27 protein-coding genes are annotated in these 26,165 nt (G+C 67.6%); 9 read left to right on the forward strand and 18 right to left on the reverse strand.

Annotation, left to right across the window (positions count from 1 at the left end):
• Window positions 1–4: 4 nt before the first annotated feature.
• The 6 genes from CHB73_RS10655 to CHB73_RS10680 all read left to right on the forward strand — a co-directional run bounded on the left by CHB73_RS10655 (window position 5) and on the right by CHB73_RS10680 (window position 3,199).
• The gene (locus tag CHB73_RS10655; protein ID WP_089274551.1) at window positions 5–439 is read left to right on the forward strand and encodes an NADH-quinone oxidoreductase subunit B family protein; all 435 of its coding nucleotides are present in this window, start codon (window positions 5–7) and stop codon (window positions 437–439) included.
• Entirely contained in the window at window positions 439–825 is a 387-nt protein-coding gene (locus CHB73_RS10660; protein ID WP_089274552.1) for an NADH-quinone oxidoreductase subunit C, read from the forward strand. Before CHB73_RS10655 ends, CHB73_RS10660 begins: the two co-directional genes overlap by 1 nt.
• Window positions 825–1,901, forward strand: a complete 1,077-nt coding sequence (locus tag CHB73_RS10665) for a hydrogenase large subunit (protein ID WP_089274553.1) — start codon at window positions 825–827, stop codon at window positions 1,899–1,901. The genes CHB73_RS10660 and CHB73_RS10665 overlap by 1 nt, the downstream gene beginning before the upstream one ends.
• A 5-nt stretch (window positions 1,902–1,906) precedes the next feature.
• Window positions 1,907–2,287 carry a 4Fe-4S binding protein gene (locus tag CHB73_RS10670; RefSeq protein WP_089274554.1) on the forward strand — a complete coding sequence of 127 codons (381 nt, stop codon included), beginning with the start codon at window positions 1,907–1,909 and terminating at the stop codon, window positions 2,285–2,287.
• Window positions 2,288–2,436: 149 nt separating this feature from the next.
• Complete coding sequence (locus CHB73_RS10675) at window positions 2,437–2,697, forward strand: hypothetical protein (protein WP_089274555.1); 261 nt, start codon at window positions 2,437–2,439, stop codon at window positions 2,695–2,697.
• Window positions 2,698–2,728: 31 nt separating this feature from the next.
• Window positions 2,729–3,199, forward strand: a complete 471-nt coding sequence (locus CHB73_RS10680; protein ID WP_089274556.1) for a YhcH/YjgK/YiaL family protein — start codon at window positions 2,729–2,731, stop codon at window positions 3,197–3,199.
• Window positions 3,200–3,228: 29 nt separating this feature from the next.
• Here CHB73_RS10680 and CHB73_RS10685 read toward each other — a convergent pair whose 3' ends face one another.
• From CHB73_RS10685 to CHB73_RS10730, 10 genes are all read right to left on the reverse strand, one after another.
• A complete protein-coding gene (locus CHB73_RS10685; protein ID WP_235641582.1) occupies window positions 3,229–3,741 on the reverse strand; it encodes a GNAT family N-acetyltransferase in 513 nt (170 codons plus the stop codon).
• A gap of 8 nt (window positions 3,742–3,749) precedes the next feature.
• Entirely contained in the window at window positions 3,750–5,279 is a 1,530-nt protein-coding gene (locus CHB73_RS10690) for an ABC transporter ATP-binding protein (RefSeq protein ID WP_089274557.1), read from the reverse strand.
• Between the two features lie 7 nt (window positions 5,280–5,286).
• A complete protein-coding gene (locus CHB73_RS10695) occupies window positions 5,287–6,216 on the reverse strand; it encodes an ABC transporter permease (RefSeq protein WP_089274558.1) in 930 nt (309 codons plus the stop codon).
• Complete coding sequence (locus CHB73_RS10700) at window positions 6,213–7,307, reverse strand: ABC transporter permease (protein ID WP_089274559.1); 1,095 nt, start codon at window positions 7,305–7,307, stop codon at window positions 6,213–6,215. The genes CHB73_RS10695 and CHB73_RS10700 overlap by 4 nt, the downstream gene beginning before the upstream one ends.
• 7 nt (window positions 7,308–7,314) lie before the next feature.
• Window positions 7,315–8,427, reverse strand: a complete 1,113-nt coding sequence (locus CHB73_RS10705; RefSeq protein WP_089274560.1) for a BMP family ABC transporter substrate-binding protein — start codon at window positions 8,425–8,427, stop codon at window positions 7,315–7,317.
• A 117-nt stretch (window positions 8,428–8,544) separates the two neighbouring features.
• On the reverse strand, window positions 8,545–9,027 hold the full coding sequence (gene gpt, locus CHB73_RS10710; RefSeq protein ID WP_179217000.1) for a xanthine phosphoribosyltransferase: 483 nt from the start codon (window positions 9,025–9,027) through the stop codon (window positions 8,545–8,547).
• Window positions 9,028–9,137: 110 nt separating this feature from the next.
• Complete coding sequence (locus CHB73_RS10715) at window positions 9,138–10,103, reverse strand: glucokinase (RefSeq protein WP_089274562.1); 966 nt, start codon at window positions 10,101–10,103, stop codon at window positions 9,138–9,140.
• Window positions 10,104–10,168: 65 nt separating this feature from the next.
• Window positions 10,169–13,165 (reverse strand): EAL domain-containing protein, encoded by a 2,997-nt coding sequence (locus tag CHB73_RS10720; RefSeq protein ID WP_089274563.1) that lies wholly within the window; start codon window positions 13,163–13,165, stop codon window positions 10,169–10,171.
• Window positions 13,162–14,541 (reverse strand): ABC transporter substrate-binding protein, encoded by a 1,380-nt coding sequence (locus CHB73_RS10725; protein WP_089274564.1) that lies wholly within the window; start codon window positions 14,539–14,541, stop codon window positions 13,162–13,164. The genes CHB73_RS10720 and CHB73_RS10725 overlap by 4 nt, the downstream gene beginning before the upstream one ends.
• A gap of 88 nt (window positions 14,542–14,629) precedes the next feature.
• A complete protein-coding gene (locus tag CHB73_RS10730) occupies window positions 14,630–15,382 on the reverse strand; it encodes an RNA methyltransferase (RefSeq protein ID WP_089274565.1) in 753 nt (250 codons plus the stop codon).
• Between the two features lie 135 nt (window positions 15,383–15,517).
• On the opposite strand from CHB73_RS10730, the gene CHB73_RS10735 reads away from it, so the two are divergent.
• The 3 genes from CHB73_RS10735 to CHB73_RS10745 all read left to right on the forward strand — a co-directional run bounded on the left by CHB73_RS10735 (window position 15,518) and on the right by CHB73_RS10745 (window position 18,087).
• The gene (locus tag CHB73_RS10735; protein WP_089274566.1) at window positions 15,518–16,834 is read left to right on the forward strand and encodes a malic enzyme-like NAD(P)-binding protein; all 1,317 of its coding nucleotides are present in this window, start codon (window positions 15,518–15,520) and stop codon (window positions 16,832–16,834) included.
• A gap of 70 nt (window positions 16,835–16,904) precedes the next feature.
• Complete coding sequence (locus CHB73_RS10740) at window positions 16,905–17,378, forward strand: GNAT family N-acetyltransferase (RefSeq protein ID WP_089274567.1); 474 nt, start codon at window positions 16,905–16,907, stop codon at window positions 17,376–17,378.
• Window positions 17,379–17,640: 262 nt separating this feature from the next.
• The gene (locus tag CHB73_RS10745) at window positions 17,641–18,087 is read left to right on the forward strand and encodes a glycine zipper domain-containing protein (protein WP_089274568.1); all 447 of its coding nucleotides are present in this window, start codon (window positions 17,641–17,643) and stop codon (window positions 18,085–18,087) included.
• A gap of 219 nt (window positions 18,088–18,306) precedes the next feature.
• On the opposite strand, the gene CHB73_RS16845 is transcribed toward CHB73_RS10745, so the two are convergent.
• The 8 genes from CHB73_RS16845 to CHB73_RS10790 all read right to left on the reverse strand — a co-directional run bounded on the left by CHB73_RS16845 (window position 18,307) and on the right by CHB73_RS10790 (window position 26,100).
• Window positions 18,307–19,239, reverse strand: a complete 933-nt coding sequence (locus CHB73_RS16845) for a hypothetical protein (RefSeq protein WP_179217001.1) — start codon at window positions 19,237–19,239, stop codon at window positions 18,307–18,309.
• A 114-nt stretch (window positions 19,240–19,353) separates the two neighbouring features.
• On the reverse strand, window positions 19,354–20,349 hold the full coding sequence (locus CHB73_RS10760; RefSeq protein WP_089274571.1) for a DsbA family protein: 996 nt from the start codon (window positions 20,347–20,349) through the stop codon (window positions 19,354–19,356).
• 17 nt (window positions 20,350–20,366) lie between these two features.
• Window positions 20,367–21,548 carry a pyridoxal phosphate-dependent aminotransferase gene (locus CHB73_RS10765; RefSeq protein WP_089274572.1) on the reverse strand — a complete coding sequence of 394 codons (1,182 nt, stop codon included), beginning with the start codon at window positions 21,546–21,548 and terminating at the stop codon, window positions 20,367–20,369.
• Window positions 21,538–22,962 carry an FAD-binding oxidoreductase gene (locus tag CHB73_RS10770; RefSeq protein ID WP_089274573.1) on the reverse strand — a complete coding sequence of 475 codons (1,425 nt, stop codon included), beginning with the start codon at window positions 22,960–22,962 and terminating at the stop codon, window positions 21,538–21,540. The genes CHB73_RS10765 and CHB73_RS10770 overlap by 11 nt, the downstream gene beginning before the upstream one ends.
• A 27-nt stretch (window positions 22,963–22,989) precedes the next feature.
• Complete coding sequence (locus CHB73_RS10775; RefSeq protein ID WP_089274678.1) at window positions 22,990–23,634, reverse strand: amino acid ABC transporter permease; 645 nt, start codon at window positions 23,632–23,634, stop codon at window positions 22,990–22,992.
• A 47-nt stretch (window positions 23,635–23,681) separates the two neighbouring features.
• Window positions 23,682–24,479 carry an amino acid ABC transporter ATP-binding protein gene (locus tag CHB73_RS10780; protein ID WP_089274574.1) on the reverse strand — a complete coding sequence of 266 codons (798 nt, stop codon included), beginning with the start codon at window positions 24,477–24,479 and terminating at the stop codon, window positions 23,682–23,684.
• A gap of 3 nt (window positions 24,480–24,482) precedes the next feature.
• A complete protein-coding gene (locus CHB73_RS10785; protein WP_089274575.1) occupies window positions 24,483–25,193 on the reverse strand; it encodes an amino acid ABC transporter permease in 711 nt (236 codons plus the stop codon).
• Window positions 25,194–25,302: 109 nt separating this feature from the next.
• Window positions 25,303–26,100, reverse strand: coding sequence for an ABC transporter substrate-binding protein (locus CHB73_RS10790; protein ID WP_089274576.1), 798 nt, complete (start codon window positions 26,098–26,100; stop codon window positions 25,303–25,305).
• Window positions 26,101–26,165 lie beyond the last annotated feature (65 nt).

Below are 26,165 nucleotides of genomic sequence, written 5' to 3' on the forward strand. Positions count from 1 at the left end.
GAATATGTCATTCCTCAAAACATCGCAGATCAAGTCGCCCTGGCTCATGCACTTCGACTGCGGCTCGTGCAACGGGTGCGACATTGAGACCCTGGCCTGCCTGACCCCGATGTACGATGTCGAGCGCTTCGGGATCATCAACGTGGGCAACCCGCGCCACGCCGACGTGCTGGTGGTCACAGGCACGGTGAACCCGCGCAATGCGCAGGTCCTCAAGAACATCTACGAACAGATGCCCACGCCCAAGCTGGTCATCGCCGTGGGCGCCTGCGGGTGCTCCGGCGGCGTGTTCCGCGATGCGCCAAACGTCATCGGCGGCGTGGACAAGATCATTCCCGTGGACGTGTACGTGCCCGGCTGCCCGGCCAAGCCCGAGGCCATCATGGACGCGGTTGTCACGGGCCTGGCGAAGCTCAAGGGCATTCTGGAGGCAAGCTGATGAGTATCGAGACCACTGCCGTCACCCCCGCCCAGATCGTGGCCGAGGTGACCAAGCTCAAGGCGGACGGCTACCGCCTGGTGACCATGTCCAGCGTCCTGACCGGGCCTGAGTCCATGGACATCCTGTACCACTTCGACAAGGACCTGAAGCTCGTGCACCTGCGCTTGGCCGCCAAGCCCAACGGCTCCGTGCCGAGCATCTCCGGCGTGCTGTTTGGCGCCTTCCTCATCGAAAACGAGATCCGCGACCAGTTCGGCGTCACCTTCGACGGCCTGGTGGTGGACTATCAGGGCAAACTCCTGAACGACTGCGGCATGGGCGGACCCAGCTCTCCCTTCTGCCGCATGGTCGTCACCAAAGCCGATGCCAAGGAGGTGCGCTAATGGCCCGCACCGTCATTCCCTTCGGCCCCCAGCACCCGGTGCTGCCGGAGCCCATCCACCTCTCCCTCGTGGTCGAGGACGAGAAGGTCGTCGAAGCCCTGCCCACCCTGGGCTACATCCACCGCGGCCTTGAAATGCTGGCCAGCAAGCGCGACTTCCACCAGATGATCCAGGTGGTGGAGCGCGTGTGCGGCATCTGCTCCATGATCCACGCCCAGTGCTATTGCCAGGGCCTGGAGGAGATGATGGGCATCGAGGCTCCCCGCCGCGCCCGGATGCTGCGCATTGTGTGGGGCGAACTGCACAGAATGCACAGCCACCTGCTGTGGCTTGGCCTCTTCGCCGACAGTTTCGGCTTCGAGGCGCTGTTCATGCAGATCTGGAAGATCCGCGAACGCATCATGGACCTGAACGAGGCCACCACCGGCAACCGCGTCATCGTCTCGGTGAATGTGGTGGGCGGCGTGCGCGCCGACCTCGACGAGGGCCAGATCCGCTGGATCAAGGACACGCTGAACGAGGTGGAAGCCGATCTGAAGAAGATCCAGTCCGTCATCATGAGCGATTCCACCGTGTGCCGCCGCACCAAGGGCGTGGGCGTGCTCTCCAAGCAGGCCGCCTACGAGCTGGGCGCCGCCGGTCCCACCCTGCGCGCCAGCGGCATTGCGCAGGACATGCGCCAGCTCAAGTACGCCGGGTTCGACGAGATTCCCTTCGAGCCCATCGTCGAGCAGGACGGCGATTCCTGGGCGCGCGGCGCCGTGCGCTGGCGCGAAACCCTGCAGTCCATCGACCTGGTGCGCCAGGCCCTGGACAAGCTCGACAACTCGCCCCTGGCCGAAAAGGTCAAGGGCAAGCCCGAGGGCGAAGTGGTGACCCGCGTGGAACAGCCGCGCGGCGAGTGCCTCTACTACCTCAAAGGCAACGGCGACAAGTTCATGGAACGCGTTCGCATCCGCACCCCGACATTCGCCAACATTCCGCCCCTGGCCGCCATGCTGCCCGGGCTCGACTTCGCGGACGTCCCGGTTGTGGTCCTGTCCATCGACCCCTGCATCAGCTGCACGGAGAGGTAGCCGCCATGAAAATGCTCCCCACCGTCATATCGAACCTGTTCTCCAAGCCCGCCACGCGCAACTACCCGTTCGAGGTGCGCGAGCCCTTTGAACACGCCCGCGGCGAACTGGTGAACGACATCGACCGCTGCATCTTCTGCGGCATGTGCCAGCGCAAGTGCCCGTCCCTGTGCATCACCGTAAGCAAGGAAGGGACCACCGGCACCTGGACGCTCGACAGCTTCTCCTGCATCGGCTGCGGCATCTGCGTGGACAACTGTCCGGTCAGCTGCCTGAAGCAGCAGCCCAACCACCGTCCGGTCACCGCCGTGCGCGGCGACATCGTGCTGACCGGCAAGCTGCCGGAAAAGCCCGCCAAGAAGACGGAAAAGGCCCCGGCGCAGTAGCCGTCGGACCGGCCACGAAACGAACGCGCCCCGCTGGAGCTTTCCGGCGGGGCGCTCCGTTTTTTTAGGGGAGGGGACGGGCTTGACTGCCGCTTCCCGCCTCCCTACAACGCACTCATCCCGCAACGCCAACTTCGCAGGAGGCAGCCATGAACCGCGGCACCCGCGCCCTTGCGGCGCTCACCCTGACCCTGGCCCTGGCAACGCCCGCATCCTCCGCGCTGGCCAGCGATTTCTACACGCCCTCGCCGGTCCCGTCCTCGCGCGACAAGGTGCAGGTCAAGACGACCGAGACCAAACGGACCAAGACCCGCAACAACACCTATATCCTGAACGAAAAAATCGTGAAGACCACCAAACCGACCGAGGGCACGGACACCTCGGCCCGAAAGGTTCCCGGCGCGCTGTAGCGCCGCACCGGGCCAAACAAAGGAGGCCGCTATGATCCTGGACGCTTTGGAGAATTGGCGGCTGTATGGCGCGGGGCGGGCCTGGGAGCTCGCCTTCGAGCGCCTGCTGTCCCTGGGTCCGGAAGCCGAGCCTGGCGAATACGAGCTCGACGGCCGCGATGTCTTCCTCATCGTGTTCGACACCACCACCAAGGCCCTGCTCGACACCACACTTGAGGCGCACCGCGTGTATGCGGACATCCACCTGCCCCTCACCGGGCCGGAGGTCCACGCCCGCTTCGCCCTCGCCGGTCTTGCGGAGACAAAGCCCTATGACCCGGCTGCGGACGCCGCGCACTACGACCATCCGGACCGCTTCACCGCGCTCTTCACCCTGCACCCCGGCCAATTCGCCCTGTACCTGCCGGGCGAGGCCCACCTCTCCCAGGGCAAGGTGGACCCCAGGCCGCAGCCCCTGCGCAAGGCCGTGGTCAAGGTGCGCGCGGACTTGCTGCGCCCGTAGATAAGGGGGAGATGGCGCGTGCGGCCGTCTCAGTCGGCGCAAAGCTGCAAAGCGTAGAACACGCTGTCCACGGCCATGACCGGGAAGCTGGCGGGCAGGGAGGCCTTGGTCAGGCGCACAAAGCCGTGTTTTTCGTAGAAGCGGTGCGCGGCCAGGAATCGGTCCGTGGTCCCAAGATAGATTTCCAGAACGCCCGCCCTACGGCACCAGCCAAGCAGCGCGTCGAGCAAGGCGGCGGCAAGGCCTGTGCCGCGCATGTCCGCGCGCACGAACATCTTGCGCAGCGCGCCCTGGCCCTCTCCAATGTTCAGCAATGCGGTGCAGCCCGCCACCTCGCCCTTGCCGTCGATGGCCACCAGAAACACGCCCGGCCCCAAGGCCCCGTTTACGTAGAAGCCGGGGATGTCCATGAGGTCAGGCTGGTCCTGCGGGGTGATGGGAAGACGGAACTCCCCGCGCTGAATGCCGGAGATGAGCGAGACGACGCCCGCCTGATGCCCCGTTCCCGCAGCGGGGTCGAAGGGGACGATGCGCCAGCGCACGGGCCCGCCTAGGCGCTCAGGCCGGCCATGAGCTGGCCTATCTGGTCCACCTGGGCGGCGTCGCCAGTGGGGAAAAGCCCCATGACCCGCCCGCGGAACAGCACGGCCACGCGGTCCGCCAGGGCAAGCGCCTCGGAAAGGTCGCCGGTGACAAGGAGCACGCCGCAGGTCGTCCTGGCCTCCAGCAACCGCTGCCACACGGCCTCTGTGGCGGAGATGTCCAGCCCCTGGGTGGGCTGCTCGGCCACAAGGAGCCGGGGACGGCGCAACAGCTCGCGCCCAAGGACGAATTTCTGCAAATTGCCGCCCGAAAGCTGCCAGGCTTGCAAGCCGATGCGGCCAGGCAGCACGTTGTGCTCGCGCACGATGTCCCGCGCGGCCTCCCGGGCCCTGGCGCGGTCCAGCCACACGCCCTTTGAGAACCCCGCCCGCGTGGTCAAAAGCAGGTTGTCCGTCAGGTCGAAGCTGCGGCAGGTGGCCAGCCCGGCGCGGTCCTCCGGCACCCAGGCCAGGGCGCCGTCCCAGTCGTAATGCTTGTAGAATTCGTCCCAGCCGTGGCCCAGCAACTCCACCTGCCCGCCCTGGGGACGCGTAAGTCCGCAGATGGTTTCCACAAGCTGCTGCTGCCCGTTGCCCGCCACGCCCACCACGGCCAGTATCTCGCCCTGGCGCAGGCTTAAGGACACGTCGTCCAGCCCCTCGCCGGAAAGCCCGCGCACGTCCAGCACCAGCGGCCCCGGCGCAACGGCCTCGCGCGGGATGTCCAGCACGACGTCGCGGCCCACCATGCGCCGGGCCAGCTCCGCCGGGCTGGCAACCTCGGAGGCCGTGAACTCGCCCTCGATGCGCCCCTTGCGCAGGATGGCGATCTCGTCGGCCACGGAGAGCACTTCCTCCATCTTGTGGGAGATGAACACCACAGCCTTGCCCTGGGCGCTCATGGACCGCAGGGCGGCGAACAGGGCGTCGGCCTCCGGCGGGGTGAGCACCGCTGTCGGCTCGTCGAAAATCAGCACGCGGCTTTCGCGGTAGAGCAGCTTCAGAATCTCCACGCGCTGGCGCTCGCCCATGGAGAGATCGCCCACGCGGGCGCGCACATCCAGGGCCAGGCCGAAGCGCTCGGCCAGGCCGCCGACGGCCTCGCGCATTTCCTTCGGGCTCAGGAGCAATGCGCCCTCCTGCCCCAGCAGCACGTTCTCGGCAACGGTCATGTTCTCCACCAGCATGAAGTGCTGGTAGACCATGCCAATGCCCATGGCGATGGCCTGGCGCGGGGAGTCGAAATCCACACGCTCCCCGGCGATCTCCAAATGCCCGGCATCGGGCTTAAAGCGGCCCGCCAGCATGGCCATAAGCGTGCTCTTGCCCGCGCCGTTCTCGCCCAGCAGGGCCTTGATGCGCCCGGGCATGATGGACAGGGTGATGGAATCGTTGGCCAGCACCCGGCCATAACGCTTGGTCAGCCCGCACAGGCGCGCCAGGGGCAGGGTGTCGGCGGCGGCGATGTCGGTGCGCGGGAGGGTGGCGTTGGCGCTCATGGCGGGCCTAGTCCTGCGGCTCGATGTTCACGCCCAAGGCGGCCGGGGCAGCGTCCGCGCGGGAGGCGCGCCTGCGCAGCGACGGGGCCACCACCGCCACGATGGTCAGGGCGTAGGGCAGCATCATGAGCAGCGAGGACGGGATGTTGGTGCCCGTGGCCTGCAGCCTGAGCTGAAAGGCCATGACCCCGCCGAAAAGAAAGGCTCCGAGCACGGCGCGGCCCGGCCGCCAGGCGGCGAAGACCACCAGGGCCACGGCCACCCAGCCGCGCCCGCCGGAAAGCCCCGTGGTCCACAAGTGCATGTGCGCCAGGGAGATGTACGCCCCGCCCAGACCGCCCAGAAAACCTCCGGCCACCGAGCCCGCCACGCGAAGGCGTCTGGGTCTCAGACCTGCGGCGGCGGCGGCGGCGGGCATTTCCCCGGCCGCGCGCAGGCGCAGGCCAAGGCTGGTGCGGTTCAGAAAGAACCACAGTCCCAGGGGGAGCAGGTAGCACAGGTACACCAGCGCATCCTGGCGGAAAAACACCGGTCCCAGAATGGGAATGTCGGCGAGCAGCGGCAGGGAAAGCTTGTCGAAGCCTTCGGTGCCCGTGCCGACAAAAGGCGTGCCGAGGAAGGTGGACAGCCCCACGCCGAAAATGGCCAAGGCCAGGCCGGAGACCACCTGGCTGCCCAGAAACACCTGGCAGACCACGGCGTGCAGCAGGCACAAAAACGCTCCGGAAACGCCGCCCGCCAGGAATCCCAGCCAGGCCGAGCCCGTGGCGAAGCAGACATAAAACCCGGCGAAAGAGGCGAAGGCCATGACCCCCTCCACGCCCAGATTCATGACCCCGGACTTCTCCGAGAGGATTTCGCCCAAGGTGGCGAAGAGAATGGGCGTGCCCGCCTGCACGGCGGCGGCCAGAAGCGCGATGACCAGTTCCGGGCTCATGCCTGGGCCTCCTGTGCCCGCGTGGCCGGGCGGTCCAGCCCCACGCGGTAGGCGAGGAAGAACTGTCCGGCGATGACGCAGAGCAGAATGGCCCCCTCCATGATGGAGCCGAAGGCGGCGGGCACCTGCAGCTCCAACTGCACCACCTCCACGCCCACGCGGAAGGCGGCCAGCAGATAGGAGGTGAAGGCGATGGGCCAGGGCTTGAGCCTGGCCAGCCAGGCCACGGTGATGGCGGTGTAGCCGTACCCGGCCATGACCGTTGGCTGCAGCCTGCCCAGGGTGGCCGAGGCCTCAATGCTTCCGGCCAGGCCGGCGGCCGCGCCGCCCAGGCCCATGACCAGCAGGACCAAAAAACCGTAGGGAAGCCTGGCGTAGCGCGCCACGCGCTCGCCCTCTCCGCAGGCCATGAGCTCAAAGCCCAGCCTGGTGCGCGAAAGAAACACGGCATAGGCCAGACCGGCCAGGGGGCAGGCCAGCACGCCCCAGTGCAGCTTGCCCAGCACGCCCGGGGCGATGCGCGCGATCTGCCCGCCGGGGCCGAACTCGGCCGTCATGGGGAAACCGAAGCTGGCCGGGTCCTTCCACACGCCGAACACCAGGAATTCCAGCAGCAGCGCGCCAATGTAGTTGAGCATCAGCGTGGTGATGACCTCGTTGGTGCCCAGGCGCAGCCGCAGCACGCCGGGGATGAGCCCCCAGGCCGCGCCGAACAAAAGCGCGCACACGAACATGGCGGGCATCATCACCCAGGCGGAGTGCCCGGCCAGAGAAAGCGCGGCCCAGGTGGCCCCCACCGCGCCCAGGGCGTACTGCCCCTCGGCCCCGATGTTCCATACCTGCATCCGGAAGGAAAGGGCCACGCCAAGGGAACACAAGAAAATCGGAACGGCCTTCACCAGGCCGTCCAAAAGGGAGTAGCCCTGCCCGAAGGCCCCCCGGAACAGGATGAGCATCCCGTCCAGGCCCGGCTTCCCCGACAAGGTCAGCAGCAGCCCGCACACAAGCATGGCCGTGGCCAGGGCGCCCAGGTAGACCACCAGGACGCCCCAGCCCAAAGGCTCTTCACGTTTGCGGACGGCGAGGCGCATCGGCGGCCTACTGGACGCTGCCCACCACGCCTTCGACGAACCAGGTCATGCCGAGAAGCTCCTTGTCCTCGGCCTTGACCCCGGCGGGAATCTTGACCTGCCCGGCCTGGTCCTTGATGGGGCCGACGAAGATCGTGTCCTCGCCGCGGACGAGTTCGGCCTTCTTGGCCAGCACCTTGTCCTGAACGTCCTTGGGCACCATGGCGCCAAAGGGGGCGATGTCCACCACGCCCTTGTCCATGCCCCACCAGAGGGACCGCTCACCGGTCCACTTGCCCGCGCGCAGTTCCTGCATCATGGCCTCGTACAGCGGGGTCCAGTTCCACACCGCGGCGGTAAGGTGCGCCTTGGGCGCAAAGGCGGACATGTCGGAATTGTAGCCGATGGAGTACTTGCCGCGCTCCTGGGCGGCCTCCTGCGGGCCGGGGGAGTCCTGGTGCTGGGCGATGACGTCGCAGCCCACGTCCAGCAGGCTTACGGCGGCGTCCTTCTCCAGGGCGGGATCGAACCAGGTCTTGGTCCACACCACGCGCACCTGGGCCTTGGGGTTCACGCTGCGCACGCCAAGGGTGAAGGCGTTGATGCCGCGGATGACCTCCGGGATGGGGAAGGCGGCCACATAGCCGATGACGCCGCCCTTGGTCATGAATCCGGCCGTCATGCCGGTGAGATAGCGGGCCTGGTAAATGCGGCCGAAGTAGTTGGACATGTTCGCCGAAGCCTTGAAGCCCGAGCAATGCATGAACTTCACGTTGGGAAAGTCCTTGGCCACCTTCATCATGGGATCCATGAACCCGAAGCTGGTGGCGAAGACCATGTCGTAGCCGCCACGCGCCATGTTCTCGATGACGCGCTCGGCGTCGGCCCCGTCCTTCACGGACTCCACGAACGCGGTCTTGACGCCGCCTTTCGCTTCAAGCGCCTTGCGGGCCTGGTCGTGGGCCCAGGCGTAGCCGGCGTCGCCCACGGGCGAGGGATAGACGAAGCCGATCTTGAGCTCGCCGGTCTTGGGGGCGTCTGCGGCGGGGGCCGCAGCCTTGTCGGACGCGTTGTCGCAGCCGGCCAGGGCCAGCGTCAGGGTCAACGCCAGGGCACCTGCGGTGCGCAGCCAATTCTTCATCTCGTTTCCTCCGGTCGGCCCGGAAGGCGTCCGGGCGGCGTCAAATGGTGCACGTTCAGAGCCGGAGCGATCCGGCTTCGCATTGTCCTGCTCCCCCGCGCGCGGCGGGGCGAAACATCATTCCCCGCGCTTGGCGATGGGCTGCACGAACTGGGGGGTGGAATCCCAGGGAAAAAGAATCCACGTGTCCTGGCTCACCTCGGCCACGCAGTCGTCCACCAGGGGACGGCCCGCGGGCTTTGCATACACTGTGGCGAAAAAGGCCCTGGGGTACAGCGAGCGCACGAGGCGCGCCGTGCTGCCGGTATCCACAAGGTCGTCCACCACGAGCCAGCCCTCGCCGTCGCCCTCCGGGCGCTTGATGGCGCTGGCCTCGCCCTGGCGCTGCCAGTCGTAGCTGGTCACGCAGATGGTGTCGATGAGGCGGATGTCCAGTTCGCGCGCAAGGATGGCTGCGGGCGTAAGCCCGCCGCGCGTCACCGCGTAGATTCCCCGCCAGGGGCCACGGTCCACCAGCCGCAGGGCCAGGGCGCGGCAGTCCGCCTGGAGCTGTTCCCAGCTCACGGGGTGAACCTTGCGGTAGGGATTCGTCTCGTCCACGGATGCCTCGCGCCTGCGACTTGCGTTGGAAGGCAGGTTCCATATCCCAGAGCGCCTTCGGGGGCAAGCCCCGGCCATCTGAGAAAGAAAAAGCCCTTACTGCAATCGTATCAGCACATTGCGCCGAAGCCCTCCAGACGCTGCGCGGCGTATTGCGCCGCGCCGTACAGCCCGGCGTCCTGGTTCAGGTTCAAAAACACCGGCATACGGGCAAGCAGTTCCGAATGCGAGGGCGAAGCGCGAAATTCATCCAAAAAGGCGGGGTGGCGCACCAGCTCCGGGTTGCGGCCGGAGACTCCGCCCGTGATGTACACCCCGCCCGTGGCCAGGACATACAACGCATAGTTGCGCGCCGCCCGGCCATAGAACCGCGCGAACCGCTCCACCACCTCCGGGACCTGGGGCAGGGCGGCTGCGGCCTCGCGCGGGGTGGCCCGGACGCCGGACAGATAGCTGTAAAGCCGCGCCAACCCTCCCCCGGTGACGATGGCGTCGCCATGGCAGTAGGCCAGACCGGTTTCTTCGCGCACCCACAGGCCGTAGGCGTGCTCCCAGTCGTGCACAAAGGGGAAGGCCGCGTGCCCGGCCTCGGAAGGCACGGCCAGCGCGCCACGGCCAAAACGCACCAAAGCGCAGTGCCCCAGGCCGGTGCCCGCCCCGATGACCGCGACCGCCCCTTCCGGGTCCACGTTGCCGGGCTGCAGGGCCTCGACTCCCTCCATGGCCCCGCACCGGCAGGCATGGGCCTGGGCGGCGAAATCGTTTATGAGCTCGCTGTCGCCGAACCCCGCGCGGGCCGCATCGGCCAGGTCGATGCTCCAGGGGATGTTGGGGGGCTGGCAGAACCCCTGGCGCACCGGGCCGGGAACGGCCAGCACGGCCAGATGGCACTCTTGCGGGCCAAAGGGCCGGGGCCGGGAGAAGAGCCGGACGAGCAGCTCCGCAAAGGAGCCGACCTCGGCCGTTTTCAGCCTGGCGATGTCCAACAGGCGCGGGGCGTCCGCGTCCGGGGGAAGCTCGAAAAAGCCCATGCGGCAGTTGGTGCCGCCCATGTCCGCCGCAAGAATCCGCCGCACAGTCCCTCCCCAGCGGTCAGCGCCGCTTGAAAACCCCTACAGCATCGGCGGACAAACGCAACGCCCTAGGGCACATTCTCCCAGCGCACGGCCGCGCCGGACTCCACAAGCGCCAGGGCCTCATCAAGCCCCATGGGCCGGGCGAACAGGTAGCCCTGGCCGTAGCGGCAGCCAAGCTCCCGCAGGAAGCCCAACTGCTCCGGCGTCTCCACGCCCTCGGCCACGACCTTGAGCCCCAGGCCAGCGCCCAGGGTCACCAGGCTGCGCACGATGGCCTCGCTGCCGGGATCCACCTCCGGCAGAGACAGCCCGGCCACAAAGCCCTTGTCGATCTTGATCGTGTCGACGCTGAAGCGCTGGATGTAGGACAGGGAGGCGTAGCCGGTGCCGAAGTCGTCGATGCACAGCCCCAGCCCCAGATCGCGCAGCTTGGCCGCCACCTCGCGGGCGCTGGCGAGGTTGTCCAACAGCACGCTCTCGGTGATCTCCAGCGCAAGGTCCGAGGCCTTGGCTCCGCTGGCGCGGATGCTCTGCTCCAGATGCCCCACCAGCAGCGGATTGCGGAAATGCTTGGCCGAAAGGTTGACGTTGGTGACAAAGGCCGCTCCAGGGGCGACGCGCCGCAAAACGGCCATGAACCGGCGCGAAACCTTGCACGCCTGGGCGAACACCCAGTGGTCCAGGGGGTAGATGATGCCCGTCTCCTCGGCAAGCGGGATGAACTCCGCCGGGGGGATGTGACGGCCGTTGTCGCGCTGCCAGCGCACCAGGGTCTCGAAACCGGCCAGGCGGCGCTCCTGAATGTCCACCAAAGGCTGGAACGCCAGCGTCAGACTGCCCTGCCCCACCGCCCGCCTGAGCTCGATCTCCATCTCCATGAGTTCCTGGGCCTGGTGGTGCATCCGCTTGTTGAACACCTTGAAGCGGCTCTTGCCCTGCGCCTTGGCGTGGTACATGGCGGTGTCGGCGTCGCGCAGCAGGGCTTCGGGCCGTTCGTAAGCCCCGGTATGCAACACGATGCCTAGGCTTCCGGAGGTGGTCACCTCGCGTCCGTCCAGCTCCAGCGGCCGGGCAAGCTCGTCCAGCACGCGGCGCGAAAAGCGGATGGCGTCGCGCGGGGCGGTCAAGTCCTCCAGCAGGATGGCGAACTCGTCGCCGCCGAAGCGGGCCACGGTGTCGGTGCTGCGGGCGCAGGCCACCAGCGCGCCGCTCACGTGGCGCAGCAGCTTGTCGCCGATGTCGTGGCCCAGGCTGTCGTTGATGATCTTGAAGCGGTCCAGGTCCATGTACAGGACGGCGAAGCGGAAGTCCGCGCGGCGCCGGGCGCGGTCCATGGCCATGCGCAGGTGGTCAAGGAACAGCAGCCGATTGGGCAGCCCAGTGAGGGGATCGTGGAAGGCCTGGTGCAGCAGCCGCCCTTCGGCCTCCTTGCGCAGGGTGATGTCCTCAACAAAACCTTCATAGTGCAGGGTCTTTCCGGCCAGGTCCACCACCTTGCGGGCATTTTCGGAAACCCAGATGATCCGGCCGCTCTTGCGGCGCACCTGGGATTCGAAGGCCTTGACCTCGCTGTCGCGCTCCATGGCGTCCAGAAAGGCCTGCCGCCGCCCGGGCTCCAGGTAGGGGCTGTGTTCCGAAAGGTAGACCACCAGCTCCTCTGGCGAGGCGAAGCCCATGATGGCCGCCATGGCCGGGTTCGCCGAAAGATAGCGCCCCTCGGGCGAAATTTGGAAAATCCCCTCCACCGCGTTCTCGAAGATTCCACGGAACTTGGATTCTGCGCGGCGCAGGGCGTCGCCCACCACCTTGCGTTCGGCCACCTCGATCTTGAGCTGGGTGTTGGTGCGCGAAAGCTCGCGGGTGCGTTCGGCCACCATGCGTTCCAAAAGCGCCCGCGACTCCTCGCGCTCGCGCTCCTGCCGACGGGCCTCGGTCACGTCGCGCAGGATGCAGACGCTCGCCGCACCGCCGGTCAGGGGCACGCGGGCCACGGTGATCTCCACCGGGAAGCTCTGGCCGTCGCCCCGGCGCGCCAGCACCTCGGTCAGGCGGGCAGGGGTGGAGTCCAAGACCGCGTCCGCTTCGCCGGGGGCATCGTCCTCCTCGGCCTGCGCGGCCACGCGGCCGACGCCCGCGCCGAACACCTCCTCGCAGACCCGGCCAGTGTAGTCGGCGTTCTCCAGCCCGAAGATGCGCAGCAACGCGGCGTTGTGTTTCAGAATGCGCCCCTTGCGCGCCACCAGCAGGCCATCGCCGATGTTGCCCACGATGGCCGAAAGCGAGCCCAGGGCGTCCTTGAGTTCGCGCGTGGCCTCGGCAACGCTCTGCTCCAGCTGGGTCACATGCCCGGCGATCTGCCCGGCCATGCCGCGCATGGCCTCGGCCAGGGCGCCGATCTCGTCTCCGGAGCGCACCTCACAGTCGCTGGAAAAGTCGTGGGCGGCCACCCGTTGTGCGTACGCAGCCAGGCTGGCCAGCTTTGCGGCGATGTTGCGGATGAACAGAAAGGCCACGGCGAGGCAGACCATGAACACGGCCAGGGTCAGCAGATGCTGCCGCAGGATGGCCGAAGCCATGGCGTCCTTGATGGGCGCGGTGCTCATGCCGATGTGCACGAAGCCCGCGCGGCCGCCCAGCACGGGCTGGACCACGTGAATGACTTCCGCCCCGTCCTCCAGGGCCAGGGTGCGAATCTCCGGCTTGAGGCTTCCGTTCTCCCCGGGCCGCATGGCGGCCATGAGCCCGCGCACCGTGTCGGGCACTCCGGGGGTGAAGGTGTGGGCCACCACGTCGCCCTGGGAATCGACCACGGCGATGTAGGACAGGTCCCCCATCTCCTGGTGCTGGTCGATGGCGGCCTGGATGTTGCCCGCGCTGCGCTCCAGCAAGAGATCGGTATTGCCGTCGGCGATGCTGCGGGCCAGGGCCAGGGCGCGGGCCTTGTATTCATTTTCAAGGGCCTGGGCGATCTCACGCGAGGAGAGCAGGGCCGTGGCCGTGGCCATGACGCCGAACACCACCATGAGGAACAGCAGCAGGCGCGTGAGCAGGCGGCCCTTCATCGCGTGGCTCCCTGCCCGGGGTGGGCGGCGGACCGGGCATCGCCCCCGGCCAGATGCGGAACGGGGACCGGCCCGCGCCAGGCCAGCTTCGGATCAATGCAGTCCACGCCCTTGAAGCGGCCGTCCTGGAAAACCGTCAGGTAGGTGCGCCGGAGCCCCTGCCCCGGACCGGAACGCAGGTCCACCTTCGCGTCCAGGCCCAAATCCACCGGGCCGAGCGACAGGAAGGCCTCGCGCAGACGCTGCCGCGAGGGCGCGTCGCCCATGCGCGCCACGGCCTCGGACAGGGCCATGCCCGCCAGAAACCCCTCAAAGCCGACAAAGCTCAAGCGATGCGGCACATACTCGTCCGGGGTGAGCTGCGGCGGCCGCGTGGCCTTGAGCCGGGACATGGCCTCGCGGTAGGCGCGCGCGGCCGGGAGGCGCGCATCCTCGTAGCAGGGCACGGCCTGCGAGAACACCAACCCGGAGAGCAGATTCCGCCTGGATTGTTTCTCCTGCGAAAGCAAGAATCTGGCTATATTATCGGCATCGGCGAAGGAAAGGGTGGCGGCCACGCCGGAATAGCCCGCGCCGCGCAGATCGCGCACAAAGGCCGCGCAGGCCGGGGCGGTGCCCACGGTGACGACCGCGTCCGGGCGCCCCTTGCGGATCATCTCCACCTCGCGCCGGAAGTCCTGGCCGAAGCCGGCCCCGCGCCTGTAGGTGGCCTCGGAAACGATGCGCAGGCCACGGGCGGCCAAGGCCCGGCGCACCCCGTCCCAGCCGTTGCGGCCGTAAACGTCGGCCTGGTGGAACACGGCCATGCGCCTGCGTCCGCTGGCATACAGCGCCGCCACCAGATTGTGCGTCTCCTCCAGATAGGAGGCGCGCAGATTGTACACGCCCTGGCGGTTGGCCTGGCTGCGCAGCATGTCCGCCCCGGTGAGGGGAAAGAGCAGCAGCATGGACGAGGTCCGGTAGTGCCTGACCAGCGGCAGCACCCGCGCCGTGGTGGGCGTGCCCACATAGCCCAAAAGCGCGAACACGCGGTCCTGCTCCACAAAGGCGATGGTGTTGCGCATGGCCGTGGCAGGATCGTAGGCGTCGTCGCGCGGGGAGAGGGAGAGCCGCCAGCCCCCGGCACCGCCCTGGGCGTTCACCTGCTCGAAAGCGGCCAGAAGTCCCCGGTGATATTCCATGCCAAGCCCCCGCGCCGGGCCGCTGAACGCGGCCGACATGCCGAAGACCAGTTCGCCTCCGGCCAGCGCCGCCTGCGCCCACAGGCACAGGACAAGACAGAGCGCGCCGACGCTTGCCAGGCGAGACCAGACGGTCGCGACCGTCAACCGTTCAGGGCCGGTGCGGCGTGGGGGGATTGGACGCAGTTCGGGCATGGCATCCTGCAGGTACGGCGGCGGCTCGACATCGTTACAATGAACCTGCCTGAATCATGCCCGAATTTCGACAAAAATCAATGCTTCATCACAATTTTTCCCCATTGGCGGCCCGCGCCGCCACCCCGCGCACCTGGCGGCAAATGCCCATGAGCAGGTTGAACTCGTTCCTGCGCAACCGAAAGCGGGAGAAAAAGCGCCGCACCGGCAGCATCCAGTACTCCGGGTTCTGGTCCTTCAGAAAATCTATGGAAACGAGGGCCTCGCGCATGTTGTCAAACAGCGCCTGCCGCTCCTCGAAACTGGCGTCGCGCTCGATGGGCGGCCCCTTGGGCGCAAAGGGCCGGTCCAGGGCCTGCGTGTGGCATTCGTAGAGGAAAACGAGCACCGCCTGGGACAGGTTGAAGGAGGTGCACTCCGGGCTGGCCGGAATCATGGCCAGCTGGTCGCACAGGCGGGTCTCCTCGTTGGTCAGGCCGCGGTCCTCCGGGCCGAAGACGATGGCGGCGGATCCGCCGTCCTCCAGGCGGGCAAGGATTTCCGGCGCGGCCTTGGCCGGGGTGAGCAGCCCCTTGCGCCAGCCGCCGGTGCGCGCCGTGGTGCCGATGACGAGGTTCGTTCCGGCCAGCGCCTCGGCCAGGGTGGGCACGATGCTGGCGCGCTCCAGGATGTGCCTGGCGTGCACCGTGGCCAGGGGGGCCGCGCGGTCGATCTCGTAGCCCTGCGGGTCCACAAGGATCAGTCGGCTGGCCCCCAGGTTCAGCATGGCGCGGGCCACGCTGCCCACGTTCTCGGCGTACTTGGGGCGGAAAAGCACCACTGCAAGCGCATCAAGCGTCATGTCGCCTCCCGGCGGGGCATGGTGCGCGGGGCGGACGACCCTTGACGCGGCCCATGCGGCAATCTAGTGTTCCGGGCCGTGCCGTGCAAGCGGCGCGAACCCCGGATGAACCCTTCAACCCAGACGGAGCATTCCATGGCGCTGTATACCAAAGAAGAGGCCCTCAAGTACCATTCCATGAAACGGAAGGGCAAGCTTGAGGTGATCTCCATGAAGCCCTGCAAAACGCAGAAGCACCTGACCATGGCCTACAGCCCCGGCGTCGCCGAGGCCTGCCGCGCCATCCACGCGGACGTGGAGCAGGTATACGAATACACCAACAAGGGCAACCTGGTGGCCGTGGTCTCCAACGGCACGGCCGTGCTCGGCCTGGGCAACATCGGCCCCGAGGCCGGCAAGCCCGTCATGGAGGGCAAGGGCGTCCTCTTCAAGATCTTCGCCGACATCGACGTTTACGACCTGAACATCCGCGCCCTTGAGCCGGAAAAGGTCATCGACTTCTGCAAGATGCTGGAACCCACCTTCGGCGGCATCAACCTTGAGGACATCAAGGCCCCGGAGTGCTTCAAGATCGAGCAGACGCTCATCGGCGAAATGAACATTCCCGTGTTCCACGACGACCAGCACGGCACGGCCATCATCTCCGGCGCGGGCCTGCTGAACGCCCTGGACATCAGCGGCAAGAGCATCAAGAACATCCGCCTGGTGGTTTCCGGCGCGGGCGCGGCGGCCATCGCCACCAGCCGCTTCTACGAATCCATGGGCCTGGACAAGAGCCAGATCTGGATGTTCGACTCGCGCGGGCTCATCCACAAGGGCCGCACGGACCTGAATCCCGAAAAGACCTACTACGCCCAGGACAAGCCCTGCACGCTCGCCGAGGCCATGAGCGGGGCCGACGTGTTCCTGGGCCTCTCCGCCAAGGACATCCTGTCCCCGGAAATGGTCAAGAGCATGGGCAAGCACCCGGTGATCTTCGCCTGCGCCAACCCGGACCCGGAGATCGACTACGCCGTGGCCAAGGAGGCCCGGCCCGACTGCATCATGGCCACGGGCCGCTCGGACTATCCCAACCAGATCAACAACGTGCTGGGCTTCCCGTACATCTTCCGCGGCGCGCTCGACGTGCGCTCCAAGGTCATCAACGAGCAGATGAAGATCGCCGCCGCCAACGCCCTGGCCAAGCTCGCCAAGGAGCCGGTGCCCGCCGAGGTCTGCGCCGCCTTCGGCGTCAAGGAGCTCACCTACGGGCTCGACTACGTCATCCCCAAGGCCCTGGACCCGCGCGTGCTGGAGTCGGTCTCCCCGGCCGTGGCCGAGGCCGCCATGCGCTCCGGCGTGGCCCAGAACAGCCTGGACCTGGCCCAGTACAAGAAGGATTTGGCCGCCCGCATGACCGAGTCCAAGCGCCGCACCGCGCTTGTGGTCGACAGCTTCGGCTACGACCTCTAGATTCGGGCCACGCACGCCCCCCCCAAGGCCCGGAGGAGACTCCGGGCCTTTTTTGTGGCATACCGCAGCCATGACGCGCACGATCACCCCCGCCGCCCCGGAAGACGCCGCCGAGATTTTGGCCCTGCAGCGCCTGGCCTACCAGTCCGAGGCGCGCCTCTACAACGACTGGAGCATACCCCCCCTGACCCAGACCCTGGAGGAGCTTCGCGCGGACTTCTCCCGCATGACCATCCTCAAGGCCCTGGACGAACACGGGGGCATCGTCGGCTCCGTGCGCGGGGAAATGGACGGCGGCGTATGCCGCATCGGCAGGCTGGTGGTCCGGCCGGACAGGCAGCGCCAGGGGCTTGGCGCGGCGCTGCTGGCGGCCATCGAGGCCGCGCACCCGCAGGCCGCACGCTTCGCCCTGTTCACGGGCTCGCACAGCGTCGGCAACCTGCGGCTTTACGCCCGCGCGGGCTTTGTCGAGACCGACCGGCGGGAGGCCAAGCCTGGGCTCACCCTGGTGTTTCTGGAAAAACCCGGCAAGGCCGCTTCCTAGGGGCGCAAGCGGTGTGCACGCAAACGTCCCGGTGTGGGCGATTCTTGCGCACCCGCCCTGGCACGGCGAACACGATGCAACCGCAACACTCCGTTTTCATGGTTAAAAAAAATTGGCCCAGTGTTTGCTGAAACCAACCGGAAGTGCCCACGTCTTGACGAATGCGCCAGAACGCGTATGTTCAGGCAAGAGCTCGCATTCTTGAGCCAGAGGAATACTACCCCGGAATCATGCGGGTTTCCCCCGCGCCAAGGAGGATACAATGAAACGCTTCATCGCCTCGGCCATGGTTTTAAGTCTGCTCGTGGCCTCGCTGGCCGGCTGCGCCAACAAGGCCCAGACAGGAGCTGGCCTGGGCGCCCTCACTGGCGCCACAGTGGGCGCGCTCACCTCCAAGAACAAGGTCTCCGGCGCGGCCATCGGCGCGGGCATCGGCCTCTTGCTCGGCTACATGGTCGGCAACGAGATGGACAAGTACGACAAGGAGCAGATCAACCACGCCCTGGAAACCCAGCCCTCGGGCAAGCCCATGGCCTGGAAGAACCCCGACTCCGGCGCGCACTACGAGGCCACTCCCAGCCCGGCCTACGTGCAGAACGACAAGATCTACCGCGACATCTACATCAAGGCCAACGTGGACGGCCAGGAAAAGGACGTGAAGGCCAAGGCCTACCGCGGCGAAGACGGCCAGTGGGTGCTGGTGCAGTAGCCCCGGCCCGACCAGCGGCGACACAGGCCCGGAGCGGAAACGCTCCGGGCCTTTTTTGTGCGTCGGCGCCCTGCTGCTGGCAGCCCCCGCGCAAGGGCGGGTCCAGGCTTTCGCCGTGGGAGATGCTGCCGGGCCCGGAACGGTTTCTGATCGGGCGCGCCAGGCAAAAGAAAAGGCCGGGACGAATCCCGGCCTTTTGCGTGCGTCTCAAGTGTGGGGCTAGAAACGCCCTTCCCCGGCGTTGTGGTCGGTGCCGATGGGCTTGGAGGCGTCCAGCGGACCCGGTTGCACCTCCTGGCGCACCTGCGGGGCCTGGGGCGCAGCCGGGGCGGGTCGCGCCGGGACCGCGGCAGCCGGAACCGACGCAGCCGGGGCGGGTCGCGCCGGGACCGCGGCAGCCGGAACCGACGCAGCCGGGGCGGGCGCGGCCGGACGCGGCGCAGCCGGAACCGACGCAGCCGGGGCGGGCGCGGTCGGACGCGGCACAGCCGGGGCAGGCACAGCCGGAACGGCGCGGCGCACCTCGGTGCTTGAGGCGGAGACCTTGTGTTCGCCGGTGTAGTCACGCCCCACCACACGATCGCCCCTGCTGGCCGATCCGCGTGCGGGCTTGCCGGAGGTCGCGGCCTTGTCCACCGTTTTCCGCGCCTCGACGGGAGCAGACCCGGCCTTGGCCGCAACGTCTGCACGGGTCTTTTTCTCCGTCTTGCCGTTCTGCTTCACCGGCTCGGCCTTCCTGGCGTCGGATTTGGCGGTCTTCCTGGCGGCGGATTTGGCCGCCTTTTTGGCAGCGGACTTCTCCGCCTTCTTCGCGTCCTTCTGGACGGCGGGCTTGGCGTCGGAAACGGAGCTCTTGGCCTTCTTGCTTTTGCGGGCCTTGGCCTCCGCCTTCTTGGCGAATTCCTCCACCTTGGAACGGCGATTCTTCTTGACGATACGCTGGGAGGGCTTCACCTCCACCCAGCCGCCCTGGTCGTCGCCGGGGGCCGCCTTGCCGGACTTCTTGGCCTTCTTGCGTTTCTGCTTCTTTTCCTTGAGGGCGGCGGCGCGCTCCGCCGGGGTCATTTTGTAGACCTTGGCCTCCACGGGCTGGGCCAGGGCGAGTCCCAGGGCCAGGACGGCCGCCAGAAGCCCGCTCAACATTTTTCGCATGTCTGCCTCCTTGACGCAGGGGGGAAGGGACGGGGGGAGTGCGCCCGTCCGATTGTCCCACCGTACATGATGACGCGCCGGGGCGTCCAGCGGGCCGAAGCCCGGCTCCGGCGGCTACTGCAAGAGCGCTCCAAGGCGCTTCTGATCAAAGCCTTCCACGCGCGCGCCGTCCACAAAGACCACCGGGGTGCCGGTCACGTCCAGGGCCGCGGCGCGGGCCATGTCCGCCTGCACCGCCGCGCCCCAAGACGAACCGGAAAGGGCGTTCACAATGGCCTCGCCGTTCTCTCCCAGGGCCTTCAGCTCCGGAAAACGCTTGAGAAAGGCGTTCGCAACTTCGACCCAGGCCTTCTTCCGGCTCGCCTCGCTCTTGTCGGCCGGGCGCGGGGCGGCAAGGTCGGAATAGGCGAACTTGGCGAAATCCGCGGCCTTGTCCGGGGCCTTGTCCACGGCCCAGGCCATGAGCGCGCAGGCGATGTCCGCCCCGGAGTGCGAGGACAGGGGGAAATGGGCGAGACGAAGCTCGGCGAAGGCCTGCGGCTTTTCCATGAGAAAGGCGAAGGCCATGCGGCAATACGGGCAGAACGGGTCGGACACGTAGACCACCGTGCGCTGGCCCGTGCCCTTGGCGATGACATGGCCGAGCTGCGCGAGGTCCTCGGCCAGCATTTTGTCGCGCGCGGGCTTGAGGATGCTTTTCCCGGCACCCAGGTCGATGATGTCGGACACGTAGAAGCGGCCGTCCGCGCTGACAAACAGGGTGAAAGGCTGGGCCTGCCCATCGGCCGGAATCAACTCGCCGCGCACGGCGTAGATGTCCGTTCCGGCGAAGGGCACGGCTTTCTCCGTGGACAGGATGCGCACGTTGTCCGGCGAGAGGGCCGGGGCATTGCGCCGCCCGGCCAACCCGGCGACGAAATTCCTGCGGAAGGCCTCCACATCCAGGCCCTGGGCGGCGGGCTGGGCCTTCTCCTCCGCAGCTGGCGTGGGCTTGGCGGCAGCTTGGTTCTTACGGGCGTGGGCGGCCGCCATGGCCTCCGCGCACAGGCCCGACAGCAGCAGGCCCAGGGCCAGGGATACGGACGCAAGACGGAACGAAATGCGACGCATGGAAGCTCCTTGGTGGGTTACAGTCCGGCGGACCAGGCGGAAAGCCGGTCGCAGGCCTCGTTGATTTCGGCCTCGTCGCCGCCGAAGGACAGGCGCACGTGGCCCTCGCCGCCGGGACCGAAGGCCCCGCCGGGGATGGTGATGACGCGCGCCTCGCGGATGAGGCGGATGGCCAGTTCGCGGGAATCGGCCACGGCCCCTTGGGGCAGACCTGGCCGGGCCATGACGTAGAACGCCCCGCCGGGCCGCACATGGGCCATGCCCGGCATGGCCGAAAGCCTGGAGCAGATGAGGTCGCGGCGCTGCTCAAGCTGCGCGCGCATGGCGGCATACGTGTCCTGCGGCCCAGTGAGCGAGGCCAGGGCCGCGATCTGCGCCGGGGTGGGCGCGCAGATGGCCGCGGCGTCGTGGATCTTGAGCATCTGGTTCAGCAGCGGCTCGCGCGCCCAGGCGAACCCCACGCGCCAGCCGGTGAGGGCAAAACGCTTGGAGAAGCTGAACACGCCCACCAGCAGATGGCGCAGTTCCGGCAAGCTGGCCAGGCTGAAGGCGGATGCGCCGTCATAGGCCAGGGCGTCGTAGGTGTCGTCGCAGATGACGAAGACCTTGTTGCGGATGGCCAGCTCGGCCACCCTGCGCAGGTCCCTCTCCGCCCACACCGCGCCCGTGGGGTTGTGCGGGTGGGAAATGACGATGGCCTTGGTGCGCGGGGTCACGGCCGCCTCCACGGCGTCCGGGTCCAGGCTCCAGTCCGCCCGGCGCAGGGGGGCGAACACCGGCGTGCCCTCGGCCATGAGGATCTGCTCCACGTGGGAGGGATAGAAGGGTTCGGGCACGATGACCTCGTCGCCGGGGCCGACCAGGGTGAGCATGGCGCACAAAAGCGCCTCCATGCCGCCCACGGTGATGGCCACCTCGCGCTCCGGGTCGGCGCGCAGGCCCTTCTCGGCCGCAAGCAGCTCGGCCACGGCGCGCCGAAGCTCCGGCATTCCCGGTTGCAGCGAATACTTGCCCGCGCCCGGATCGTCGCGCAGGGCGCGCGCCACCGCGTCCACCACGTGCTCCGGGGTCTTAAAGGAGGGAATGCCCTGGCCCAGGGACACGCAGCCGCCCACGGCCGCGGCGATCATGGGCATCTCCTTGGTGGCGGAAATCTTGATGCGCTTCACGCGACGGGACAGCCGGGACTCAAGCTCCATGGCCCACCTCCTCTGCGTCGTCCGGGAACAGCTTGCCCGGATTCAAGATGTTCTTCGGGTCCAGCAGGCCCTTGATGCCCCGCTGCACGCGCAGGCTTACGGGCTCGATCTCCAGGGGCAGCATGGCCCGCTTGGCCAGGCCCACGCCGTGTTCGCCGCTCATGGTGCCGCCAAGGGCCAGCGCCAGGCGCACGCAGTCCTCGGCCGCGGCTTCCACGCGCGGCCGGGCCGCCTCGTCCGGTGAGGTCAGGTTCAAATGGATGTTCCCATCGCCCGCGTGGCCGAAGGCGAAGATGTCCACGCCGAAGCGCCGCTCCACCTCGGGCAGGGCGGCCACCATGTGCGCGATGCGGCCGATGGGCACGGCGATGTCCTCCGGGACGTACACGGCGCAGGCCTCGTGGATGCGCGTGCTGACGCTGCGGCGCACGGCCCACACGGCCTCGCGCGCGGCCTCGTCCGGCGCGGGCAGAATGGCCAGCGCGCCCAGTTCCCGGCAAATGTCCTCAATGGCGGCCACGCCGCGCGCAGCCTCGTCCGGCGAGCCGTCGCACTCCATGAGCGCCAGGGCCTCGCCGCCGCCGGAAAGCCGCGCGCGCACGTGCTCCGGCAGCAGGTCGCCCACAAGCTTGAGGCAGCGGGCGTCCAGGAACTCCATGGCCGCGGGCAGGTGCCCGCGCGTCATCACGGCAATGACCGCGCCCATGGCCGCGTCCAGGCCGGGAAACACCGCCGCCAGACACCGCTGGGTCTGCGGGTGCGGCAAAAGCTTCAGCGTCAACTGCGTGATGACCCCCAGCGTGCCCTCGCTGCCCACCAAAAGCCGGGTGAGGTCGTAGCCCACCACGCCCTTGCGCGTGGCCGTGCCCGTGCGCACCACCTCGCCCGTGGGCAGAACGGCGGTAAGGCCCAGCACGTAGTCGCGCGTGGTGCCGTACTTGACGCAGGCCGGGCCGCCCGCGTTGGTGGCCGCGTTGCCGCCGATGGTGCTGGTCTCCAGGCTGGCCGGGTCCGGCGGGTAGAAGAGGCCCTTGTCTTTGGCCGCACTGCGCAGCGCGCCGGTCAGCACGCCCGGCTCCACCGTGGCGGTGACCGAGTCGCAGTCGATGGACAGGATGCGGTTCATGGCGCTCAGGTCCAGCACCACGCCGCCGGTCTCGGCCAGGCAGCCGCCGGCCAGGCCCGTGCCCGCCCCGCGCGGGACCACGGCGAACAGGCGCTCGTTGGCCAACGAAAGCAGGCGGGCCACCTGGGCCGTGCTTCTGGCCAGCAGCACGGCTGCGGGCGGCAGACGCACACCGGAATCGTCGCGGCTGCGGGCGTCCAGTTCCTTCGGCGCGGTAAGCAGATCCGCTCCGAATTCGTGCTTGAGCAGTTCCAGGGTTTCGGGGCTGGGCGCGCCAGGGTGCCGCATGGCCGACTCCAGGGGTTGAGGGGGGGCTTACGTTCTGGGCCGCTCGAAGCCGGGCACGCTCATGGCGTCCTCGGCCAGGCGCAGAAGCCAGGAGGCGATGGTCACCAGCACCAGATAGTACACGCCAAGGGTGCAGAACACCTCGATGTTGCGCCAGGTGTTCTTGGCGATGGTGGTGGCCGTGCCGGTGAGTTCGTTGACCGTGATGATGGAGGCGAGCGACGAGTACTTGATGAGGTAGATGATCTCGTTGCCGCAGCCGGGAAGCGCCCGGCGGAAGGCCTGGGGCAGCACGATGCTCATGACCGCCTGCCGGGTGGTCATGCCCAGGGCCAGGGCCGCGCGTATCTGCCCGCGCTTGATGGAGTTCAAGCCGCCCCGGATGTACTCGCTCTGGTAGGCGCCGCTGCACAGGCCGAAGGAGAGCACCGCCGCCTCGATGGGGTCGAGCACGATGCCCGGTCCGTTGAAGCTGATGTAGGGCAGCGCGAAATACCAGAAGAACACCTGCACCACCAGCGGCGTGCCCCGGAACAGCGACACGTAGCCGTTGGCCAGCAGGCGCACGGGCTTGGGCCCGTACACGCGCAGCACGCCGGCGCTGATGCCGATGACGACGCCGAGCAGGGCCGAGGGCACGATGACCAGCACGCTGGTCCACAGGCCCTCCATCAACCCCGGCGCAAGCTCGGTCTTCAGGAACTCCAGATACGGGGTGCTCACAGGCCGCACTCTCCGGCTTCCCCGGTCTCGCCGGTAAGCTCGCTGATCTTGGCGCAGAAGGCCTGGGTGCGCGATCCGGAGCCCTTGCCCAGAAGCTCGGCCGGGGAGCCCTGCTCCACCACGCGGCCCTTTTCCATGAACATGAACTCGTCGGCCAGGCTGGCGGAAAAGCTGATCTGGTGCGTGGCCATGATCATGGTCATGCCGCCTTGGGCCAGGTCGCGGATGACGGAAAGCACCTCGCCGATGAGTTCGGGATCAAGCGCGCTGGTGGGCTCGTCCAGCAGCATGACCTTGGGGTCCATGGCCAGCGCCCGGGCAATGGCCACGCGCTGCTTCTGCCCGCCGGAAAGGTTGGCCGGGTACAACTGGGCCTTGTCCCCCAGGCCCACGCGCCCAAGCTCGGCCACGGCGCGCTCCGTGGCCTCCAGCTTGCCCATGCCCTTCACCTTCATCAGGGCCACGCGCACGTTCTCCAGGGCGCTCAAGTGGTCGAAAAGGTTGAAGTCCTGAAAGATCATGCCCACCTGCTGGCGGAAGGCGCACAGTTCCCGCTTGCTTCTCTTGTCCACCTCGCGGCCCTCAAGCAGGATGTGGCCGGAATCTGGCGGCATGAGGAAGTTGAGGCATTGCAGCAGGGTGCTCTTGCCCGCGCCCGAAGGCCCGATGAGCACCTTGACCCTGCCCCGGCCTATGGCCAGGCTCACGGCGTCGAGGACGCGGTTGCCCCCAAGGGTCTTGAACAGGTTCTGCGCCTCAAGGATCGGGCGCTCGGCGTCGTTCTTGGTGGACATGCGTCAGGCTGCTCCTTGGCGCGTATAGCCCGCGATGCGGACCTTGTTTTCCAGCATTGCCAGGGCCTTCACCCCCACCCAGGTAAGGACGAAGAAGATGATGCCGGCCAAAAAGGCCATGCTCACGGGCTCGCGCGTGGTGGAGGCGATGGCGCGCATACGGGCCATGATCTCCACCACCCCGATGGTGAAGGCCAGCGCGGAATCCTTGAGCAGGATGGAGTATTCGTTGCTCCAGCCGGGGATGGAAAGCCGGAGCGCCTGTGGCAGGATGATGGTCCGGATGGCCTGGGCGTCGGTCATGCCCAGCGCGCGCGCGGCCTTGAGCTGGCCTGCGGGAAGCGATTGGATGGCCCCGCGGAAAATCTGCGACTGGTAGGCGCTGGAGGTGAGGCCAAGCACCAAAACGGCGGCCACGAAGGGGCTGTCGAGCCCGAGGCCCGCAAGGACCGGCAGCTGCGACAGCCAGGCCAGCAGGCCGAAATAAAAGATGTAGAGCTGCACCAGGATGGGCACGCCGCGAAACAGCCAGACATACACCGACACCGCCCGGCGCACGGGTTTCGGCCCGTAGACCTGAAGCACCGAGAGCGGCACGCCCAGGGCCAGGCCCAGCAGCATGGCTCCGACGATGAGCCCCACCGTCCAGCCCACTCCGCCCAGCATGTAGGGCAGGGCATCGGCGGCGGCGTTGAAGGCGATGGAAAAGTTCATTGAGTCCCGCGTGTTGTACCGTCAGCACAGATCCGGCCCTGAAAAGGCCGAAAGGCTCCGGCGTTGGTCCGAAGCCTTTCGGGTGCTTTTCAGGCGGCCGGGCTTCCGGCTACTCGATGTCGTACTTCTTCTTGAGTTCCTGCCAGTAGGGGTCGGCCATGAGGAGCTTCAGGCCCTCGTTGATCTTGGCCAGCAGCTCGGCGTCGTCCTTGCGCACGGCGTAGCCGTAGTTCTCGGGCTCGGCGTCGAAGGTGCCGACGACCTTCAGGTTCTGGTCCTTCTTGAGCACGTCCTTGGCGATGGTGTTGTCCATGCCGGAGCCGTCGATGCGGCCCACGGGCAGGTCCTGCATGGAAAGGTCGGTGGAGTCGTACTGCACCAGCGTGAACTTCATGCCGGGCTTCTTGGAGAGTTCCTCCAGGTACTTGGCGGTGACGGTGCCGCGCTGCACGCCGATCTTCTTGCCGGTGGTGAGCATCTGCTCCAGGGTGGCCTTGTTGTCGCCCTTCACCACCAGCACCTGGGTCACCTGGTAGTAGGGATCGGAAAAGTTCACGCGCTGGGCGCGCTCGGCGGTGGCGCTCATGCCGGAGCAGATCATGTCGATCTTCTTGGCCTCAAGGGCGGGGATGATGGCGCTCCACTCCACGGGCTGGTGCGCGACCTTGAAGCCCATCTTCTTGCCGATCCACTCGATGGCCTCCACGTCGAAGCCCACGGTCTTGCCTTCCTTGTCCACGTAGGCGTAGGGCGGGAAGCCGCCGCCATCGATGCCGTTGACGAGGGTCTTCACCTCGGCGGCGGTGGCGTTCTCCGTGGCGTTGTCGGCGGCCTTCTCGGGCGCCTTCTGGCAGCCCACGAGGGCCAGGCCCAGAACCATGGCGAGAGCGAATGCGAAACGTTTCATGCGCGAACCCCTTTTGCAGTGTTCAGAACGTGCGGATCAACCCACCCAGCCGTGCAAACCCGTCC

Source organism: Humidesulfovibrio mexicanus (assembly GCF_900188225.1).
Lineage (GTDB): Bacteria > Desulfobacterota > Desulfovibrionia > Desulfovibrionales > Desulfovibrionaceae > Humidesulfovibrio > Humidesulfovibrio mexicanus.

Coding starts and splice junctions, on each gene's coding strand:
- CHB73_RS10680 (WP_089274556.1), top strand. CDS start 2,729: ATGATCCTGGACGCTTTGGAGAATTGGCGGCTGTATGGCGCGGGGCGG.
- CHB73_RS10705 (WP_089274560.1), bottom strand. CDS start 8,427: ATGAAGAATTGGCTGCGCACCGCAGGTGCCCTGGCGTTGACCCTGACG.
- CHB73_RS10655 (WP_089274551.1), top strand. CDS start 5: ATGTCATTCCTCAAAACATCGCAGATCAAGTCGCCCTGGCTCATGCAC.
- CHB73_RS10775 (WP_089274678.1), bottom strand. CDS start 23,634: ATGGAGGGCCTGTGGACCAGCGTGCTGGTCATCGTGCCCTCGGCCCTG.
- CHB73_RS10745 (WP_089274568.1), top strand. CDS start 17,641: ATGAAACGCTTCATCGCCTCGGCCATGGTTTTAAGTCTGCTCGTGGCC.
- CHB73_RS10665 (WP_089274553.1), top strand. CDS start 825: ATGGCCCGCACCGTCATTCCCTTCGGCCCCCAGCACCCGGTGCTGCCG.
- CHB73_RS16845 (WP_179217001.1), bottom strand. CDS start 19,239: ATGCGAAAAATGTTGAGCGGGCTTCTGGCGGCCGTCCTGGCCCTGGGA.
- CHB73_RS10790 (WP_089274576.1), bottom strand. CDS start 26,100: ATGAAACGTTTCGCATTCGCTCTCGCCATGGTTCTGGGCCTGGCCCTC.
- CHB73_RS10725 (WP_089274564.1), bottom strand. CDS start 14,541: ATGCCCGAACTGCGTCCAATCCCCCCACGCCGCACCGGCCCTGAACGG.
- CHB73_RS10690 (WP_089274557.1), bottom strand. CDS start 5,279: ATGAGCGCCAACGCCACCCTCCCGCGCACCGACATCGCCGCCGCCGAC.
- CHB73_RS10785 (WP_089274575.1), bottom strand. CDS start 25,193: ATGAACTTTTCCATCGCCTTCAACGCCGCCGCCGATGCCCTGCCCTAC.
- CHB73_RS10770 (WP_089274573.1), bottom strand. CDS start 22,962: ATGCGGCACCCTGGCGCGCCCAGCCCCGAAACCCTGGAACTGCTCAAG.
- CHB73_RS10765 (WP_089274572.1), bottom strand. CDS start 21,548: ATGGAGCTTGAGTCCCGGCTGTCCCGTCGCGTGAAGCGCATCAAGATT.
- CHB73_RS10675 (WP_089274555.1), top strand. CDS start 2,437: ATGAACCGCGGCACCCGCGCCCTTGCGGCGCTCACCCTGACCCTGGCC.
- CHB73_RS10730 (WP_089274565.1), bottom strand. CDS start 15,382: ATGACGCTTGATGCGCTTGCAGTGGTGCTTTTCCGCCCCAAGTACGCC.
- CHB73_RS10760 (WP_089274571.1), bottom strand. CDS start 20,349: ATGCGTCGCATTTCGTTCCGTCTTGCGTCCGTATCCCTGGCCCTGGGC.
- CHB73_RS10700 (WP_089274559.1), bottom strand. CDS start 7,307: ATGCGCCTCGCCGTCCGCAAACGTGAAGAGCCTTTGGGCTGGGGCGTC.
- CHB73_RS10670 (WP_089274554.1), top strand. CDS start 1,907: ATGAAAATGCTCCCCACCGTCATATCGAACCTGTTCTCCAAGCCCGCC.
- CHB73_RS10735 (WP_089274566.1), top strand. CDS start 15,518: ATGGCGCTGTATACCAAAGAAGAGGCCCTCAAGTACCATTCCATGAAA.
- CHB73_RS10720 (WP_089274563.1), bottom strand. CDS start 13,165: ATGAAGGGCCGCCTGCTCACGCGCCTGCTGCTGTTCCTCATGGTGGTG.
- CHB73_RS10660 (WP_089274552.1), top strand. CDS start 439: ATGAGTATCGAGACCACTGCCGTCACCCCCGCCCAGATCGTGGCCGAG.
- CHB73_RS10740 (WP_089274567.1), top strand. CDS start 16,905: ATGACGCGCACGATCACCCCCGCCGCCCCGGAAGACGCCGCCGAGATT.
- CHB73_RS10695 (WP_089274558.1), bottom strand. CDS start 6,216: ATGAGCCCGGAACTGGTCATCGCGCTTCTGGCCGCCGCCGTGCAGGCG.
- CHB73_RS10780 (WP_089274574.1), bottom strand. CDS start 24,479: ATGTCCACCAAGAACGACGCCGAGCGCCCGATCCTTGAGGCGCAGAAC.